Below are 17769 nucleotides of genomic sequence, written 5' to 3' on the forward strand. Positions count from 1 at the left end.
CCGCCGTATTTTCCTTCAAACCTGCATCCATGGGCGTTTCTCTATCCGTTTCCCTCGTATCGCTCCACCAGCGGCGGAGAGTGGCTCAACGCGCGACCGTCACGTTTCGGTCTCCGCAGCACTGCTCTCGGCGTCAGTGCGGGCCGTTTTACGCTTGCCGGTCTTGGCGAGGCGGCGCAGAGTCGCGACCTCACGGAAAAAGGTCGAGACCGGCTGCGCCGGGCTGCCGACGACACTGGCTCCGGCCGCGACATCCGCCATCACCCCGGCCTGGGCGCCGATACGCGCCTTGCGACCGATGTGCAAATGGCCGATCAAACCGGCTTGACCGCCCGCCATCACGAAATCCTCGAGCACCGTCGAGCCCGAAATACCGGCCTGCGCGACGATAACGCAAGCACGACCAATGCGCACGTTGTGCCCGACCTGCACCAGATTGTCGAGCCGCGAGCCGGCGCCGATGACGGTGTCGGCGACGGAGCCGCGGTCGATCGTGGTGTTGGCGCCGATCTCGACATCATCCTCGATGATCACCCGGCCGATCTGTGGCACCGAGACGAAACCGCTCTCGGTGACGGCGAAGCCGAAACCGTCCTGGCCGATGCGGGCGCCGGGATAAATCGCGACTCGCGCCCCGATCAGGGCGTGGCTGATACTGACATGAGCGCCGATCCGGCAATCGCGGCCGAGGGAGACGCCGGCACCAATCACCGCGAGCGGTCCGATCCGGCAACCGGCTGCGATCTCGGCGCCGGCGCCGATCACCGCGAGCGGCCCGATTTCCGCGGTAGCGTCGATCCGCGCGGTGGGGTCGATGACAGCGCTCGGCGCGACCCCCGGCACCGCCGGCGGGAGCGGGTGAAAGAGCGACGCAACCCGCGCCCAGGCGAGATAGGGGTCGGGGGTGATGAGGGCGACGGCGCCCGATGGCACCGCGCTCGCCAAGTCGGGATGGATGATCACCGCGCCGGCCCTGGTCGTGCCGAGCAGGCCGACATAGCGGCGATTATCGAGAAAGCTGACCTCCGCCGGCCCGGCATTTTGCAGCGGCGCGATCCCCGTAAAAAGCCGTGCCGCGATCGCGCTCGCGGCGTGTCCTTCGACCTTAGCGTCTCCGGCGGCGGCGATGGCGGCGATGTCGAACGGCCCGGCGCGCCGGAAAAACCGCGGATCGCCGGCGATTTCCGACACCATGGCCTTACTTGTCGCCGGCCGCGGGCGGGCTCGCGGCGGGTGGCGCCGTGGTCACCGAGACCGCCGGCGCCGGGGCGCCGGCACTTGGCGTTGGCGTTGGCGGGGCATTCGCCGACGTCGTGCCGGCTGCCGGGGCGCCGGCGGTCGGCGTCGCGGCAGCCGGGGTGCCGGCGGGTGGCGTTGCGCCCGCGGCCGCCGGGGCACCTGGCGGCTTGACCGGCACCATCGGTGGCTCCTGTCCTTCGGCGGGGATGATCACATGCGGCAGGATCTTGTTGAGTTCATCGGCGACCTGGGCGGTGATGTCGAATTCGTTGACGTTGAGCGCGACCTGCTGGCGGTGCAACACGAGGTTCATGCCGCGGCTTTCCGAGACCTGGCGGATGACCGCGATCAGAGTCTGCTCGATCTGGCCGAGGGCGTATTGACCTTCTTCCTGGATGATCCGGTTGCGATCGCGGAACTGGCGCTGGGCGGTGGTGATGCGGTCCTGCAAGGCGCGTTCGCGGGCGCGGATCTGATCCGGCTTGAGCTTGGCGCGATCATTGACCAGCGCCTGCTGCATGTCGCGCCAGGCCGCCTGCTCTTTTTGGGCGTCTTGGTTGAGCTTGGCGCGACGGCCGCCGATGGTGCGTTCGACCTCTTGCGCCGCGGTCGAGGCACGCATCACCTCGGGCACGCCGAGCACGCCGATCACCGCCGCCGGCGGCGCCGACCCCTTGGGCAAGGGGGGCAATTGCGGCACCGGCGGCAATTGCAACTGCATTTGCGGCGGCGGTGGGCCGGCCGGCTGCGGGGTCTGTGCCGCCTCGGGGCCGGGGGTGGGGGCGGCTTGCGGCGTTGCATGCGGATTGGTGCGCGGCGGCGCCTTCTGCTGCTGCTGGCCGGGCACGAACCATTGCGGCGATTGTTGCGGAGCCTGCTGCGCGCGCGCGGGGACGAGCGGCATGAGGAGAGCGGCACTCGCGAGGGCGAGCGCGGAAGCAGCGTAACGCATTCTGTTTCAGAACCTCGTGCCAAAGCCGACGCGGAAAAGTTCGGTCATATCATATTTGTACATGATGATAGGCTCACCGATATCGAGATTGATCAAGCCGAACGGGCTGTTCCAGGTCAGACCAACGCCGGCGCTCAAGCGGATCGAGCCGTCATTCGTCCACATCTGCGAGTTCAAAACCTGTCCACGGAAGTTAACCGTCCTGCCTGTTTGGAAACCTCCGTCCGCGGCGACCGGGACGAGGGCATGGGCTGTCCCTGCTTCCTGCAGCCCGCTCAATGCGCCCATATCGGTGAAAATACGGCCTGACAAGCCAAGATCGGGTGAGACCGGGAGCGGGAACCAGAGTTCGGTCGAGGCCGTCCACATCAGATTGCCGCCCAGGCTGTCACCGGTATAGGGATCATGCGGGCCGACACCGCCATCGAGGAAGCCGCGCAAATTCTGCCCGCCGAGATAAAACCGGTCTTCGAGGAAGGTTGGTTGACCGTTGAGGGAGTGGATATAGCCGCCGCTCTGGATGAAAGAGAGCGCCCATTGGTTGTTGCCGGTGAGGAAATCGAGCGGCAGGATTTGCTGGGCATCGAGGTGGACGCGATCGAAATCCGCCTGGCCGCCGAGAGCCGGCCCGGCATAATCGGTGCCGGCGCGAACCACGAAGCCGCTATGCGGATCGACCGGGTTGTCGCGATAATCCATGGTGAAAACCTGCCCGAATTGCGACAGGATGGATTGTCCCGCCTGATCCTGGATGTAATAGCTTGCGCCAGTATAAACGTTATAGACCTCGCGATTGGCGTAGGTATAGGTCCAACTCTGGCGGAAATGGTCGTTGAACTGATAGGCGATATTGATTGCCGCGCCGGTGCGGCGTTCGCTGTATTCCGCGAAATAGGCGAAGTTATTATCGACATGGAAGAGGTTGATCCCGGCGAGCAGATTATCGCCGAGAAAATAGGGGTCGGTGAAATTGATGCTTTCCGAGGTCTCAAGCTCGGCGATGATGGCGTTGACGCCGGCGCTCATGCCGGTGCCAAGAAAATTATTTTCCGAGACGCCGACATTGAGCAAGGGGCCGATATCGGTCGAATAGCCGCCGCCGAGGCTGAGCGAGCCGGTTGGCTTGTCTTGCACTTGCGCGGTCACGATCGTCTGGTCAGGCGATGAACCGGGCGCGTTGGTGACATTGACGTTGTCGAAGAAATTCAGCCCTTTGAGATTCTGCTGGGTTGCCGTCAGCTTGTCCTGGCTGAAGGCGTCACCCTCGGCGAAGGTGAATTGGCGGCGGATCACTTGATCCTCGGTGCGGTTATTGCCGACGATGTCGATGCGTTCGACATAGACACGCGGTCCGGAATCGACATCGAAGATCAGAGCGACGGTGTGCGCCTTCTCATCACGCGAGATGCGGGGCTTGACCTCGACGAAGGGCTCGCCGCGCGATTGCACATCGGCCGAGATCGCTTTGACCGAATCCTCAACCGCATTGCCGTTGTAATAATCGCCGGGGCGGAGCCTGACGTCGGGTAGCAGCGAGTCGCCGGAGATTTTCGGAAAGCGCGAATCGACGGTGATTTTCGCGACCTTGTAGCGATCGCCCTCATGCAGGGTGAAGGTGAGGAAAAATGCCTGCCGATCGGGCGATAATTCGGCGTTCGCGCCGGTCACCGCGAAATCGGCATAGCCGTTCTTGAGATAGAATTTGCGCAGCAGTTCCTTGTCATAAGCGATGCGCTCGGGGGCGTAGGTGTCCGAGGAGGAGAGGAACAGCCACCATTGGTGCTCGCGACTGCTGATGACATTGAGCAGAGTCCCCGAGCTGAACGCATGATTGCCGACGAAGGCGACGCGGCTGATCAGCGAGGTCGGCCCCTCGTCGATCTTGAAGACGACGTCGACCCGGTTTTCCGGCTGCTTGATGATCTGGGCGACGATGGAGGCGGCAAATTTGCCGTTCTGGGCGTAGAGATCGAGCAGCTTCTTGCGATCCGCCTGGGCCTCGGTCGCGGTGAACACGGCATTTTGCCGAAGCTGGATCGCGCCCTTGAGCTGGTCGTCGGTGAGTTTTTTGTTGCCTTCGAAGGCGACCCGGTTGACCAGCGGGTTTTCCGTCACGCTGACGACGAGGTTATTGCCCTCGCGGCGGATATTGACGTCGGAGAACAGGCCGGTTGCGTACAGAGTTTTGAGACTGCGGTCCATGCGGTCGACATCGAAGGGATCGCCGGGCTGGAGCACCATGTAGGAGAGCACGGTGCCGGTCTCGATGCGTTTATTGCCCTGGACGACGATCGATTGAATGAGATCATGCGGATTGACCGGATGGACGATCACCGGCGGCGGCTCCGCGGCCTCGGGCGCCGGATTTGCCGCCGGAGACGTGGCTTTCTCGGGGGGCTTCTCGGCCGGCGGCGCGGCAATGGGCGGCGCCACCGGCCCCGGAACGGCAGAGTCTTGCGCAGCCGCCGGGGCGGCAAGCCAAGTCTGGCCGGCCAGCATAGCCGCCAACAAGCAAGCGCTCGCGAAACGTGCGGCACGCGCGATTTTCAAAATCCGGTCTTCCTATCGCTGTCACCGCACCCTGCACGGCGGGCGGAGAATAGCGGCCCCGAAAGCGTGAGGCTACCCTTAGATCACCAGATCGCGAGTTTTCACGCAAGAAGACCGGGTTGACGGGTTTCCAATTGAAATCATTGACGAAAATATCGCAATAACGGCAACCCAGGCGGCAAATTCTGCAAAACTGCGCGCGCGCGCCACAGCCTCTCAGCCGGCGAGGTGGGCAACCCAGCGGAAAATCCCGAGATGGGCGAGATCGTTCCAGGTCGCAAAAACGAACAGCCCGACGAGCAAGGCTATGCCGGCGCGGAAGCCATAATCCTGGGCGCGCTTGGGAAGCGGCCGCCCGATGATCGCCTCGGCGAGATAAAACAGCAGATGCCCGCCATCGAGGACCGGGATCGGGAAGAGATTGACAAGGCCGAGATTGATCGAGAGCACGGCGATGAACGAGACCAGATTGGCGAATCCGGTCGCCGCGACTTGGCCGGAGAGCTGCGCGATGCGAAGCGGGCCGCCGAGGTCATCGGTGCCGCGTTGGCCGATCACCATCTGCCAGACGCCATCAACCGTCTCGGTCAGCACCAGCCAGGTCTCGCTCGCCCCCGCCGCCACCGCGCCGGGCAGCGACAGGCGCTCATAGCGCACGCTGCCGCCGGCAATGCCGAGAAGCCCGGCCTCGCGGCCATCGACGAGGTGGCTGCCCGTCGTCACCGCGAGATGCCGGCTCGCGCCGTCGCGCAGGAGGGTGAGGTCGAGCGTGGTCGCGGGATGGGCGGTGATGATGCGCTGGAGATCGAGAAACCGTGCGACCGGCGCGCCGTCGATCGCGAGGATGCGATCGCCAGGGACGAGCCCGGCTTTCGCCGCCGCCGATCCCGCCATCACCTCGCCGACCACCGGCTCCACGACGGGCCGGCCCGCGACCGCGAACAGCGCCGCAAACAGCACGAACGCAAGGACGAAATTGGCGATCGGCCCGGCAGCAACGACGATCGCCCGCGAGATCACCGGCTTTTCGTGAAAGGTGCGCCCGGCGATCCACGCCGCCTTGGTCTCCTCGCTCACCTCCTCGGGCTGTTCCTGGCCATGCAGCTTGACGAAGCCGCCGAGCGGCAGCCAAGCGATGCGCCATTCGGTGCCGTGACGATCGCGCCAGCCGAAGATCTTGCGCCCAAAGCCGATCGAAAACGTCTCGACATGCACGCCCCGCCAGCGCGCCGCGAGGTAATGACCGAGCTCATGGAAAAACACCAGCACGCCGAGCACGATGGCGAACGCGGCCAATGAGCGGAGCGTGCTCGGAAGGAGCGAGCCATGGAGGAGGGACGGCAGCAAGGATAACATCAGGCGGCTCCGATCAGGGTTTCGGCCAGACGCCGCGCCTGCGCATCGAGGGCGATGACTGACGCGAGATCGGCCGCCGGCGGCGTCCCGAGCCGATCCATCACGCGCGCAACCAGGGCGGCGATGTCGAGAAACCCGATGCGGCGGGCGAGAAACGCGGCGACCGCGACTTCGTTGGCGGCATTAAGCAAGGTGGGGGCGCCGCCGCCGGCGCGCAAGGCGGCGCGGGCAAGCGCGAGGGCGGGAAAGCGCGCGTCATCGGGGGGCGCGAAATCGAGCCGGGCAATGGCCGCGAGATCGAGCCTTGGCGCCGCCGTCGCCATGCGCGCCGGCCACGCCAGCGCGTGCGCGATCGGGACGCGCATATCCGGCGAGCCGAGCTGCGCGATGACGCTGCCATCGGCGAAGCAGGCCATGCCGTGGATCACCGATTGCGGGTGGACCAGCACCTCGATCCGGCTCTCGTCGAGTTCGAATAGCCGTGCCGCCTCGATGACTTCGAGACCCTTGTTCATCAGTGTCGCGCTGTCGATGCTGATCTTGGCGCCCATCGACCAGACCGGGTGGCGGAGCGCCGCCTCCGGCGTTGCCGCCGCCATCTCGGCGTTTGATGCGGTGCGGAACGGGCCGCCGGACGCGGTCAGGATGATTTTCTCGAGACTCGCGCGATTGCCGTCAGCGAGTGCCTGAAACACTGCGTTATGTTCGGAATCGACCGGAAGCAGGGTCGCGCCGGACGCGGCGACAGCCGCGAGCATGACGTCGCCGGCGCAGACCAGCGCTTCCTTGTTGGCGAGCGCGACGGCGCGGCTTGCGCCAATCGCGGCCAGCGTCGGCGCGAGGCCGGCGGCACCGGTGATCGCCGCCATCGTCCAATCGACGGCGAGCGCTGCCGCCTCGATCACCGCCTGCCGGCCAGCGGCGGCCCGCACAGCACTGCCGGCGAGCGCCTCGCGCAGCGTCTGGTATTGCGTTTCATCGGCGATCACCGCCCATTCGGCGCCATGGGCGCGCGCTTGTTGCGCGAGCAGGGCGGCATTGCGCCCGGCGACCAGCGCCTTGATCGCAAATCGCGCGCGATCCTCGAGCAGCGACAGGGTCTGGGTGCCGACGCTGCCGGTGCTGCCGAGCACGGTCACGGTTTTGGCGCCATCCCGGCGCGCCGGGTGCGATGGGCGGCTTGCGGCGCGCGGTGTGGCGGTGGCGAGATCGGCGGTCACATCCAAAGCAAAACTCCTCTGCCGAGGATCAGGGCCAGCGCCGCCGCCATCGGCGCCGCCGTCAAAACACCATCGAGCCGGTCCAAAAGCCCGCCGTGGCCGGGGATCAGATGGCTCGAATCCTTGACCCCGAAGCGGCGCTTCAAGAAACTTTCGAACAAATCGCCGCCTTGCGCAATGACTCCGAGCAAGGCCGCGACCAGGGCGCCATGCCACCAAGTGCCACCGCCTAATCCCGCCGCGCCGGCGCCGATCGCGATCGCGGCGACCAGGCCGCCCGCGGCCCCCGACCAGGTCTTGCCCGGCGAAATCAGCGGCGCGAGCTTCGCCCCGCCGATCAGCCGGCCGGCGAGATAGGCACCGACATCGCTCGCCCACACGGTCAGCATGAGAAAGAGCGTGTTGCCGCGGCCGGCGGCCTGATCGGCGCGGAGCCAAACCAGCGCGACCATCGCCAGCGCGATGTAAACGAGGCCGCCCGCGAGACACCGCCGCCGCCACAGGAACGTGAGCGCCGCGCCGACGAGCGCAACGGCAAGGCCGCTCGCGGCCGAGACGTCACCGGCCGCCGGCACGGTCAGGGCAAGGCTCGCGATCACCAGCCATCCCGCCGGATGGCGCCAGCTTTCATGGCAGAGCATGACCCATTCGGCGCCGAGCCCGACCGCGCCGAGCCCGACCAGCGCGACGAAAGGTATCGCGCCGAACCAGATCGCGGCGAGCGCGAGCGGCACCAGCACCGCCGCCGAGAGCACCCGGATCCCGAGATCGCCCCACGGCCCGGCGGCGCGTTCACGCCCGGCCGGGCGGTCAGGCCGGGCGGGCACCGAATCGGCGTTCCCGGCCGGCGTAATCGGCCAAAGCCTCGGCGAAATGGGTGGCGCCGAAATCCGGCCATAGCACGTTGAGGAAAATCAACTCGGCATAGGCCGCCTGCCAGAGCAGGAAATTGGAGAGCCGCCGCTCGCCGCTGGTGCGGATGATGAGATCGGGATCGGGCATGTCGGCGGTGAACAGCCGGCGCGAGAATTCCGCCTCGTCGAGGTCGCCGGGGGTGATCTCGCCAGCGGCGACGGCGCGCGCGATCAGCTTGGCGGCCGCGATGATCTCGGCGCGCCCGCCATAGGAGAGGGCGATGGTGAGGTTGAGCCGGGTATTGGCCGCCGTCATCCGCTCGGCATCGGCGAGGCTCGCTTGGATATCTGGCGCGAACCGCCCAGCCTCACCGATGAACCGGAGACGCACGCCATTTGCCGCCAGCTCGGCGATTTCGCTCTTGATGTAGTGGCGGAGCAGGGCGGTGAGATCGCTCACTTCGTCGCGCGGGCGGCGCCAATTCTCGCTGCTGAAGGCATAAAGCGTGAGCCAGCCGACCTTATGGGCCAGCGCCGCCTCGATGGTGCGCCGGACGGCACGGGCGCCGGCGCGGTGGCCGGCGATACGCGGCAGGCTGCGCGCCTGCGCCCAGCGACCATTGCCGTCCATGATGATCGCGACATGGCAAGGCGGCGGATTTGCGATCGGCACCCTATCGCTTGCGGCGTTGCTTGCGGGCGCCGTAATGGCCGGGAGGGACGACATCAGATTTGCCGGATATCCTTTTCCTTCTCGGCCAGCAGCTCGTCGATCCGCTTGATGAAGTGATCGGTGAGCTTCTGAACCTCGCTGGACCAGTCGGCGGCGTCGTCCTCGCTGATGTCATGCTTCTTCTCGAACGCCTTGATCTGGTCCATGCCGTCACGCCGCACGCCGCGCACCGCGACCCGGCTGCCCTCGGCATAGCGGCCAGCGGCTTTGGCGAGTTCGGTGCGCCGCTCCTCGGTCAGGATCGGGATCGGCACTCTGACCAATTGCCCGTCGGACGACGGGTTGAGCCCGAGCCCGGCATCGCGGATGGCGCGCTCGACGGCGCCGACCAGACTCCGGTCCCAGACCTGGACGGTGATCATGCGTGGCTCGGGGACACCGATGGTGCCGACCTGGGCGAGCGGCATCTCGCTGCCATAGGCCTCAACCCGCACCGGCTCAAGAAGCCCGGGACTGGCGCGGCCAGTACGCAGCCCAGCAAATTCGCGCTTGAGCGTTTCGATCGCGCTTTCCATCCGGCGGGTGAGATCCTGCTTCAGCGTGGTGAGATCGGCCGGCATGTGATGTCCCCCTTGCTCGCCCGAGGTCGCGCGGCGTTGCTTATTGGGTTTCGATGATGGTGGTGAACCGCCCCTCGCCGCGCATGACGCGGGCGAAGGCGCCGGCGGCGTGGATGTTGAACACCACGATCGGCAGCTTGTTCTCACGCGCGAGGCTGATCGCGGCGGCATCCATTACTGCGAGATCGCGCGCCAGAACGTCGTGATAGCTGAGTTCGTGATAGCGTTCGGCGTCGGCGACCTTGCGCGGGTCGGCGGAATAGACGCCATCGACCTGGGTGCCCTTGAGCAAGGCATCGCAGCGCATCTCGGCGGCGCGCAGCGCGGCCGCGGTGTCGGTTGTGAAAAACGGGTTGCCGGTGCCGGCGGCGAAAATCACCACCCGGCCTTTTTCCATGTGGCGCTGGGCGCGGCGGCGGATATAGGGCTCGCAGACCGAAGCCATTGGAATCGCCGATTGCACCCGCGTTGCAACCCCGAGCTTTTCCAGCGCGTTCTGGAGGGCCAGCGCGTTAATCACGGTCGCCAACATGCCCATGTAGTCGGCCTGGGCGCGGTCCATCCCGCCGGCCGCGCCGGAAACCCCGCGGAAGATGTTACCGCCGCCGATGACGAGGCAGACCTGCACCCCCATGGCAACGACATCGCCGATGTCGGCTGCGATGCGCTGCACGGTTTCCGGGCCGATGCCGTATTCGCGCGTGCCCATCAGCGCCTCGCCGGACACTTTTAAAAGCACGCGCCGATAGGGATGCCGCTCGGTCATGACTGAAGATCGCTTTGCCACGCGCAGAAGAAACTACCGGGCGAACCGGGCTTGAACAAGAGGCTGGTCACCCGCCCCCAGTGCGGGGCGGCGCGACCGAGGGTGGTCAAGACGCCTTCGCGCCCTCGCTGGCTGCTCCGGCGGCGGCGGCGACCTCGGCGGCGAAATCACTGCCCTGGCGCTCGATCCCTTCGCCGAGCTGAAAGCGGGCGAAACCGGCGGCTTTGGCGCCGGCTTTCGCGAGCACGGCGCGCACCCGGCTTTCGCCATCATGCACCCAGACCTGCTCGAGCAACACCACTTCCTCATAGTATTTGCGGATGCGGCCCTCGACCATTTTCTCGATGATCGCCTCGGGCTTGCCCGAAGCGCGGGCTTGTTCGGCGAGCACGTTGCGCTCGCGCGCCAGCGCCGAGGGGTCGACCCCATTGATGTCGACCGCCTCCGGCCGCGCCGCCGCGATATGCATACCGACCTGCCGCCCGAGCGTCTCCAGCGCCTGCGCCTCGCTATTGCCCTCGAGCGCGACGAGCACCCCGATCTTGCCAAGGCCGGGCTTGAGGGCGGCATGGACATAGCTTGCAACCACCCCCTGGGGCACCGCGAGCACGCGGGCGCGGCGGATGGTCATATTCTCGCCGATGGTCGCAACCAGATGGGTCAGCTCCTCGGCGACGCTGCGCCCGGTGCCGGGGAAGGGGGCGGCATTGATCGCGGCGACATCTTCGCCGACATGGAGCGCGATCTTCGCGACCTCGCTGACAAAAGCCTGGAACTGCTCGTTGCGGGCGACAAAATCGGTCTCGGCATTGACCTCGACCATCGCCGCTTTGGCGGGGACGGAGGCAATACCGATCAGCCCCTCGGCGGCGACGCGGCCGGATTTCTTCGCCGCCTGGGCAAGCCCCTTTTTCCGCAGCCAGTCGATCGCGGCTTCCAGATCGCCGCCGGTCTCGCCAAGCGCCTTCTTGCAGTCCATCATGCCAGCGCCGGTCTTCTCGCGCAGATCCTTGACCAGTGCGGCGGTGATCTCGGCCATGTCGGTCTCTCCGTTCAGTCGTTCGGGCGGGGCAGCTTGCGGGGCTCAGGCGGATAGATGCTCGCCGGTCTCGCTCTCGGCGACGATCTCCGGCGGCAGGCTCTCGGCGGCGCCGATATCGGCGCCAGAGGCCGCCATCTCGGCGCTGATGCCATCCAGCACCGCGGCGGTGACGAGATCGCAATATAGCGAGATCGCCCGCACCGCGTCATCATTGCCGGGGATCGGGTAGGTGATGCCGCTCGGGTCGGAGTTGCTGTCGAGCACCGCGACCACCGGGATGCCGAGCTTGGTCGCTTCCTCGACGGCGAGCTTTTCCTTGTTGGTGTCGATGACAAACAAGATATCCGGCAGCCCGCCCATCTCCTTGATGCCGCCGAGCGCGCGTTCGAGCTTGTCGCGGGTGCGGGTAAGGTTGAGCACCTCTTTCTTGGTCAGGCCGCGGGTGTCGCCGGCGAGCTGATCCTCGATCTGGCGGAGCCGCTTAATGCTCGCGGTGATGGTCTTCCAATTGGTCAGGGTGCCGCCAAGCCAGCGATGATTGACGTAATACTGGCCGCAGCGCTTGGCCGCCTCGGCGACATACTCCGCCGCCGCGCGCTTAGTGCCGACGAACAAAACCCGCCCGCCGCCAGCAACGACATCACGGATGGCGCGCAAGGCACGGTCGAGCAGCGGCACGCTCTGCTGCAGGTCGATGATGTGGACCTGGTTGCGCACGCCAAACAGGAACGGCGCCATGCGCGGGTTCCAGCGCCGCGTGTGGTGGCCGAAATGAACGCCGGCTTCGAGAAGCTGACGCATGGTAAATTGCGGCATCGCCATCGGGCGATCTCCTTTCCGTGTCCGGTTGACCCTCCGCGCGGCCGAAGGGGCGGCGACCGATGGCACTCATCCATCGACACCACCCACCGGAACCCGGCCAAAACCGGGAAAGGCGCCACGCGTGCGAATTACCGACTTCCGCCGGCGCCGGCGCTATGCCCGAAATTTCTCGACGATGCAAGCCGGACGGCGGTCATTACTCACCCCCCGGCGACTTGTTCGACGCGCTCGACCCCTGGCAGCAGCATCAGCGTCTGCGCCAAGACCGGGGTCACATGGAAGCCGCCCGGCAGGGTGATCTCGACCTCTTGCTCGGTCTCCGGCAGGCGCGGCACCAGCCGCACCCGGCTCTTGCCGCCGCGCTCGCGGCCCAAGAGATCGCGGATTTGCGCCAAACCACCGCCATCGCGAAGCCAGACCCGGATGCCGCTTGCGACCGTCGCCGCGGCGGCATCGAGGGCGGTGATCTCTTGTGCGGTCAAGCGCAGCGTGTCGCCTTCGAGGCGGAGATCGACGATCGCAAGCAGGCTCGCCCCGGGCTGCAAGAGATCGCGGGCGCGGGCCAGCGTCTCACTGAAGAGCGTGATTTCGAACGACCCCCCGGCATCGGAGAGGCGCGCCCAGGCCATGCGGCTCCCGGTGCGGGTGGGGCGTTCCTTGACGCTGATCAGCGTCCCGGCGAGCCGCACGCGGCCGATCCCCGCCGCCGCGCGGGACGCAATCGCGCTGCTCGGGATGACGCCGAGCCGCGGCAATGTCGCGGCATAGGCGTCGAGCGGATGGGCGGTGATGTGAAACCCGACCGCCTCGGCTTCATAGCCGAGCCGCTCCATCAGCGGCCAGGGCGCGACATCGGCGAGACGCAGCGCCTCGCGCCGGCCGTCACCGCCGAACAACGCCGCCTGGCCGCTTTCGCGCTCCTCGGCCGCGGCCTGGGCACGGCGGAGCAGGGTTTCGGCGCTGGCGAAGACGCGGGCGCGATTTTCGTCGAGACTGTCGAAGGCGCCGGCCTTGGCGAGATTCTCAAGCTGCATCCGGTTGAGCGCGCGGGCATCGATGCGCGCTGCGAAATCGGCGAAATCGACGAACGGGCGGTCGCCGCGGGCTGCGACCAGGGTTGCCATCGCCGCCTCGCCGACTTTTTTTACCGCCGCCAGCGCATAGCGGATCGCGAGTTTGCCATCGTCGCCGCGCTCGAGCGTGAAATCGGCGCCGGAGCGGTTGATGTCGGGCGCCAGCACTTTGATGCCGAGGGCGCGTGCCTCCTGGCGCAGTGCCGCGAGCTTGTCTGTATTGTTGATGGCAAGGCTCATGCAGGCGGCGATGAAGGCGGTTGGGTGATTGGCGCGCATCCAGGCGGTCTGATAGGCGACCAGGGCATAGGCCGCGGCGTGCGATTTGTTGAAGCCGTAATCCGCGAATTTTTCCATCAGATCGAAGATTTCGCCGGCTTTCGCGGCCTCGATCCCGCGCGCTGCGGCGCCTTCGAGAAAAATCCGTCGCTGCGCCTCCATCTCGGCGCGGATCTTCTTGCCCATGGCGCGGCGAAGAAGATCGGCGGCGCCGAGGCTATAGCCGGCAAGGCGCTGGGCGATCTGCATCACCTGCTCCTGATAGACCATGATCCCGTAGGTCTCGCCGAGGATATCGGCGAGATCGGGGTGCGGCGGCGCCCATTTCTCGCCGTGTTTTCGCTGGCAATAGGCCGGGATATTGGCCATCGGGCCGGGGCGATAGAGGGCGACGGCGGCGATCAGATCCTCGAAGCGGTCGGGCCGCATCTGGCGCAAGACATCGCGCATGCCTTGGCTTTCGAACTGGAACACGCCACCAGCCTCGCCGCGGGCGAGCATCTCATAGGTTTTCGCATCATCGAGCGGCAAATGCGCGAGATCGACGACGTCGCCTTGCTCTGCCAGAAAATCCACCGCACGCTTCAGGATGGTGAGGGTCGTGAGACCGAGAAAATCGAATTTCACCAGTCCCGCCTGCTCGACATATTTCATCGAATATTGCGTGACGAGAAATTCCGAGCGTGGGTCACGATAAAGCGGCACGAGATCGATCAGCGGGCGATCGCCGATGACGATGCCGGCGGCATGGGTGCTGGCGTGGCGATAAAGTCCTTCGAGCTGGAGCGCGATCTCCAGAAGACGCGCGATCGCCTCATCGTCCGCGCGCGCCGCCTGCAAACGTGGTTCGCCGGCGATCGCCTGCGCGAGCGTCACCGGTTTGGCGGGATTGTTCGGGATCAGTTCGGCGATCTTGTTGACCTGGCCATAGGGGAGACCGAGCACCCGACCGACGTCACGAACCACGGCGCGGGCTTGCAATTTACCGAACGTGATAATCTGCGCGACGCGATCGGCGCCATATTCCGAGCGCACATAGGCGATCACCTCGTCGCGACGATGTTGGCAAAAATCGATGTCGAAATCCGGCATCGAAACGCGTTCTGGGTTGAGAAAGCGCTCGAACAAAAGGCCGAAGCGAAGCGGGTCGAGATCGGTGATGGTCAGCGCCCAGGCAACCACCGACCCCGCGCCCGAGCCGCGCCCGGGCCCGACCGGGATGCCCTGCGCCTTGGCCCATTGAATGAAATCCGCAACGATCAGGAAATAGCCAGGAAATCCCATCTTGGCGATCACGTCGAGCTCGTAGGCGAGCCGCTCATGGTATTGTTTGGCTTGCCCCGCATCGATACCCGCCGCCGCAAGACGCGCATTAAGCCCGGCTCGCGCCATCGCCCGCAAGGTCTCTTCCTCGCTGGTGCCAGAGGCGATTTTCGGAAACACCGGCAGCATCGGCTTGCGGCTTTCCGCCATGACCGCGCAGCGCCGCGCAATCGCGAGGGTATTGTCACAGGCTTCGGGAAGATCGGCGAAGAGCAACCGCATCGCGCCAGCATTCTTGAACCAATGCTCACGCGAGACGCGCCGGCGTTCGGTTTCCGCAAGCATGCGGCCCTCGGCGATGCAGAGCAATGCGTCATGCGCCTCGAACATGGTTTCATCGACAAAAAAGCAATCATTGGTCGCAACCAGCGGTAGGCCAGCGTCATCGGCGAGCGCGATCAGTCCGGGCTCGATCGCGCGTTCGAGCGCAAGCCCGTGGCGATGGAGTTCAACCACCGTGCGATCGGGAAAAGCCTCGTTGATCGCCGCGAGAAGTGCCGCCGCGGCATCGCGCTGCCCCTCGGCGAGGAGCCGGGCGAGCGGCCCCGTCGTGCCGCCCGTAAGCAAAATCAAACCCTCGGCATGGGCGGCGATGTCGCTGAGCGACAATTGCGGCTTTGCGCCCGGCTCGGGGGCCAAAAAGCCGAGAGACGAAAGACGTTGGAGATTGGCCAATCCCGCCGCGTTTTGTGCAAGCAGCACGATCGGATCGGGGGCAAGGCGCGGCTGGTCGGCGCGGGCGAGATTGAGCTGACAGCCGATGATTGGCTGCACGCCGGCTTTTGCGCAAGCGCCGCTGAATTCCAATGCCCCGAAAAGATTGCCGCTATCGGTGATCGCAACCGCCGGCATCGCCAAAGCGCGCGCGCTCTCGGCGATCTTTTCCGCTTTGATCGCTCCTTCGCTCAGCGAATAGGCGGAATGGACCCGGAGATGAACGAAATCCGCATGTGTCATAGTATCACCATCGTTCTTGCAGCGGCGGTGCCGAAGGCATTGCCGCAGCGGGGGAAAGTTTTTTGGTTCTTTTTTCAAAAAAGAACCCTTTCCCTGTCTTACATGGACACGAGTCGCCCCTCGATCAGCGTCACGCGGCGATCCATGCGCGCCGCGAGATCGGGATTATGGGTTGCGATCAGCGCCGCAACGCCGTGCGCGCGAACCACATCGAGGAGGGTTGCGAACACGATCTCGGCGGTTGCGACGTCGAGATTGCCGGTCGGCTCGTCGGCGAGCAAGATCCGTGGCGCATTGGCAAGGGCGCGCGCAATCGCGACCCGCTGCTGCTCGCCGCCGGAAAGTTTTCCCGGAAGGTGATGCAGCCGCGCGCCGAGACCGAGCGCATGGAGCAAATCACCGGCGTGGCTTGCGGCGGCGCGACGCGCGCGGCCCCTGATCATCTGCGGCAGAACGACGTTTTCGAGCGCTGTGAACTCGCTGAGCAGATGATGAAACTGATAGACGAAACCGATAGTGTCGCCGCGGATCGCGCTGCGTTCGCTATCGCTGAGCCGGCCGGCGGCGCGCCCGGCGATGAAAATCTCGCCTTCATCGGGTTTTTCGAGCAACCCGGCGAGATGCAAAAGCGTTGATTTGCCCGAACCCGACGGCGCGACCAGGGCGACGATCTCGCCGGCGGCAAGCGTGAGATCGACACTGCGGAGAACCGGCAGCGGCCCGGCCTCGGTTTGAAAGACGCGCGCGACACCCGTCATCGCAAGCGCGATGTTCGGATCATTCATGCCGCAACGCCTCGATCGGATCGGTGCGCGCCGCGCGCCAACTCGGGTAAAGCGTCGCGAGCAGCGAAAGCGCCAACGCCATGACGATGATCTCGGTGACTTCGCGCCAGTCGAGCCGCGCCGGCAGATGCGCGAGATAATAGACTTCCGGATTGAACACCGAAACCCCGGTGATGCTTTCGACCCAATGTTGCAGCGTCGTGATATTGAGACAGAAAACCACGCCGAGCAGCGTGCCGATCAGCGTCCCGGCAACGCCGACAGAGGCGCCGCACATCAGAAAAATCCGCATCACCGCGCCACGCGGCGCGCCCAACGTGCGCAAGACGGCGATGTCGCGTGTCTTGTCCTTGACCATCATGATCAGTGAGGAAATGACATTAAACGCCGCGACCAAGATGATCAGCGTCAGGATCAGGAACATCACGTTCTGTTCGACCTCGACGGCGGCAAAGAAACTATCGTTGCTGTGCTGCCAATCGATGATGTGAACCGGTGTATCACCGAGGGTTGCGCGGATCGCGCGGACGACGGCGCCGACCGCAAGCGGATCATTGACACGCACCTCGATCTCGCTCGCGCGGTCAGGTTCTTGGAAAAACACCTGCGCATCGGTGAGCGGCAAGAAAGCATACGCCTGATCATATTCGTTCATGCCAACTTGAAAAATCGCAACCACGCGATAGGCGCGGATGCGCGGGACGGTGCCGAACGCCGTTGCCGCCCCTTGCGGCGAGATCAGCGTGAGCGTGTCGCCGACCGAAAGCCCAAGGCGCCGCGCCATGCCGACGCCGATCGCGATCGCATCACCTGGTGTGAAATCAGTGAGCGAGCCCTCCACAAGATGATCGCTGACCGCACGCAGCGCCAGGAGATCCTCCTTGCGAATGCCGCGAATGAGGCCGCCGGTTGCGGCGCCGCGCGGGCTTGAGACCAGGGCCTGGCCATCCACCACCGGAATCGCCAAGGTGACATCGGGGATCGCCGCGATCCGCTTGGTGAGCGCCGTGTAATCGGCAAGACCACGCGCCGGCCCTTCGCCATCAATCGCATAGATCCCGAGATGACCATTGAGGCCGAGAATGCGGTTGAGCAGATCGACCTTGAACCCACCCATCACGCTCATCACGATGATCAAGGTCGCAACCCCAAGCGCGATGCCGATCAAGGAAAACCCGGCGATGACGGACACAAAACGCTCGCCACGGCGGGCGCGAAGATAGCGGCCGGCAACCGCCCGCTCGAACGCGTTGAACAT

14 protein-coding genes are annotated in these 17769 nt (G+C 65.6%); all 14 read right to left on the minus strand.

All coding sequences use genetic code 11. The features are described from left to right. Positions 1-99: 99 nt before the first annotated feature. The 14 genes from lpxD to DEF76_RS08655 all read right to left on the minus strand — a co-directional run bounded on the left by lpxD (position 100) and on the right by DEF76_RS08655 (position 17769). A complete protein-coding gene (gene lpxD / locus DEF76_RS08590; RefSeq protein WP_114911980.1) occupies positions 100-1194 on the minus strand; it encodes a UDP-3-O-(3-hydroxymyristoyl)glucosamine N-acyltransferase in 1095 nt (364 codons plus the stop codon). A gap of 4 nt (positions 1195-1198) precedes the next feature. Continuing rightward, entirely contained in the window at positions 1199-2191 is a 993-nt protein-coding gene (locus tag DEF76_RS08595; RefSeq protein WP_240319169.1) for an OmpH family outer membrane protein, read from the minus strand. Between the two features lie 6 nt (positions 2192-2197). Beyond that, a complete protein-coding gene (bamA, locus tag DEF76_RS08600; protein ID WP_162800566.1) occupies positions 2198-4741 on the minus strand; it encodes an outer membrane protein assembly factor BamA in 2544 nt (847 codons plus the stop codon). Positions 4742-4957: 216 nt separating this feature from the next. Beyond that, the gene (gene rseP / locus DEF76_RS08605) at positions 4958-6097 is read right to left on the minus strand and encodes an RIP metalloprotease RseP (protein WP_114911982.1); all 1140 of its coding nucleotides are present in this window, start codon (positions 6095-6097) and stop codon (positions 4958-4960) included. Then, entirely contained in the window at positions 6097-7236 is a 1140-nt protein-coding gene (dxr, locus tag DEF76_RS08610) for a 1-deoxy-D-xylulose-5-phosphate reductoisomerase (RefSeq protein WP_240319242.1), read from the minus strand. Before dxr ends, rseP begins: the two co-directional genes overlap by 1 nt. 77 nt (positions 7237-7313) lie before the next feature. Further along, positions 7314-8144: a phosphatidate cytidylyltransferase gene (locus DEF76_RS08615; protein ID WP_114911984.1), complete on the minus strand. Its 831-nt coding sequence runs from the start codon at positions 8142-8144 to the stop codon at positions 7314-7316. Continuing rightward, positions 8128-8898 (minus strand): polyprenyl diphosphate synthase, encoded by a 771-nt coding sequence (gene uppS / locus DEF76_RS08620; RefSeq protein WP_114911985.1) that lies wholly within the window; start codon positions 8896-8898, stop codon positions 8128-8130. The genes DEF76_RS08615 and uppS overlap by 17 nt, the downstream gene beginning before the upstream one ends. After that, the gene (gene frr, locus DEF76_RS08625) at positions 8898-9464 is read right to left on the minus strand and encodes a ribosome recycling factor (RefSeq protein ID WP_114911986.1); all 567 of its coding nucleotides are present in this window, start codon (positions 9462-9464) and stop codon (positions 8898-8900) included. Before frr ends, uppS begins: the two co-directional genes overlap by 1 nt. Positions 9465-9504: 40 nt before the next feature. Continuing rightward, positions 9505-10230: a UMP kinase gene (pyrH, locus tag DEF76_RS08630; protein WP_114911987.1), complete on the minus strand. Its 726-nt coding sequence runs from the start codon at positions 10228-10230 to the stop codon at positions 9505-9507. Positions 10231-10336: 106 nt separating this feature from the next. Then, the gene (gene tsf, locus DEF76_RS08635; RefSeq protein WP_114911988.1) at positions 10337-11269 is read right to left on the minus strand and encodes a translation elongation factor Ts; all 933 of its coding nucleotides are present in this window, start codon (positions 11267-11269) and stop codon (positions 10337-10339) included. A gap of 45 nt (positions 11270-11314) precedes the next feature. Beyond that, positions 11315-12094, minus strand: a complete 780-nt coding sequence (rpsB, locus tag DEF76_RS08640) for a 30S ribosomal protein S2 (protein WP_114911989.1) — start codon at positions 12092-12094, stop codon at positions 11315-11317. 200 nt (positions 12095-12294) lie between these two features. Then, positions 12295-15726: a DNA polymerase III subunit alpha gene (gene dnaE / locus DEF76_RS08645; RefSeq protein ID WP_114911990.1), complete on the minus strand. Its 3432-nt coding sequence runs from the start codon at positions 15724-15726 to the stop codon at positions 12295-12297. A gap of 98 nt (positions 15727-15824) precedes the next feature. Continuing rightward, a complete protein-coding gene (locus tag DEF76_RS08650; protein WP_114911991.1) occupies positions 15825-16511 on the minus strand; it encodes an ABC transporter ATP-binding protein in 687 nt (228 codons plus the stop codon). After that, positions 16504-17769, minus strand: coding sequence for a lipoprotein-releasing ABC transporter permease subunit (locus tag DEF76_RS08655; protein WP_114911992.1), 1266 nt, complete (start codon positions 17767-17769; stop codon positions 16504-16506). The genes DEF76_RS08650 and DEF76_RS08655 overlap by 8 nt, the downstream gene beginning before the upstream one ends.

The organism is Acidibrevibacterium fodinaquatile, from assembly GCF_003352165.1.
GTDB lineage: Bacteria > Pseudomonadota > Alphaproteobacteria > Acetobacterales > Acetobacteraceae > Acidibrevibacterium > Acidibrevibacterium fodinaquatile.

Coding starts and splice junctions, on each gene's coding strand:
- lpxD (WP_114911980.1), bottom strand. CDS start 1,194: ATGGTGTCGGAAATCGCCGGCGATCCGCGGTTTTTCCGGCGCGCCGGG.
- DEF76_RS08595 (WP_240319169.1), bottom strand. CDS start 2,191: ATGCGTTACGCTGCTTCCGCGCTCGCCCTCGCGAGTGCCGCTCTCCTC.
- rseP (WP_114911982.1), bottom strand. CDS start 6,097: ATGTTATCCTTGCTGCCGTCCCTCCTCCATGGCTCGCTCCTTCCGAGC.
- uppS (WP_114911985.1), bottom strand. CDS start 8,898: ATGTCGTCCCTCCCGGCCATTACGGCGCCCGCAAGCAACGCCGCAAGC.
- frr (WP_114911986.1), bottom strand. CDS start 9,464: ATGCCGGCCGATCTCACCACGCTGAAGCAGGATCTCACCCGCCGGATG.
- pyrH (WP_114911987.1), bottom strand. CDS start 10,230: ATGACCGAGCGGCATCCCTATCGGCGCGTGCTTTTAAAAGTGTCCGGC.
- tsf (WP_114911988.1), bottom strand. CDS start 11,269: ATGGCCGAGATCACCGCCGCACTGGTCAAGGATCTGCGCGAGAAGACC.
- rpsB (WP_114911989.1), bottom strand. CDS start 12,094: ATGGCGATGCCGCAATTTACCATGCGTCAGCTTCTCGAAGCCGGCGTT.
- dnaE (WP_114911990.1), bottom strand. CDS start 15,726: ATGACACATGCGGATTTCGTTCATCTCCGGGTCCATTCCGCCTATTCG.
- DEF76_RS08650 (WP_114911991.1), bottom strand. CDS start 16,511: ATGAATGATCCGAACATCGCGCTTGCGATGACGGGTGTCGCGCGCGTC.
- DEF76_RS08655 (WP_114911992.1), bottom strand. CDS start 17,769: ATGTTCAACGCGTTCGAGCGGGCGGTTGCCGGCCGCTATCTTCGCGCC.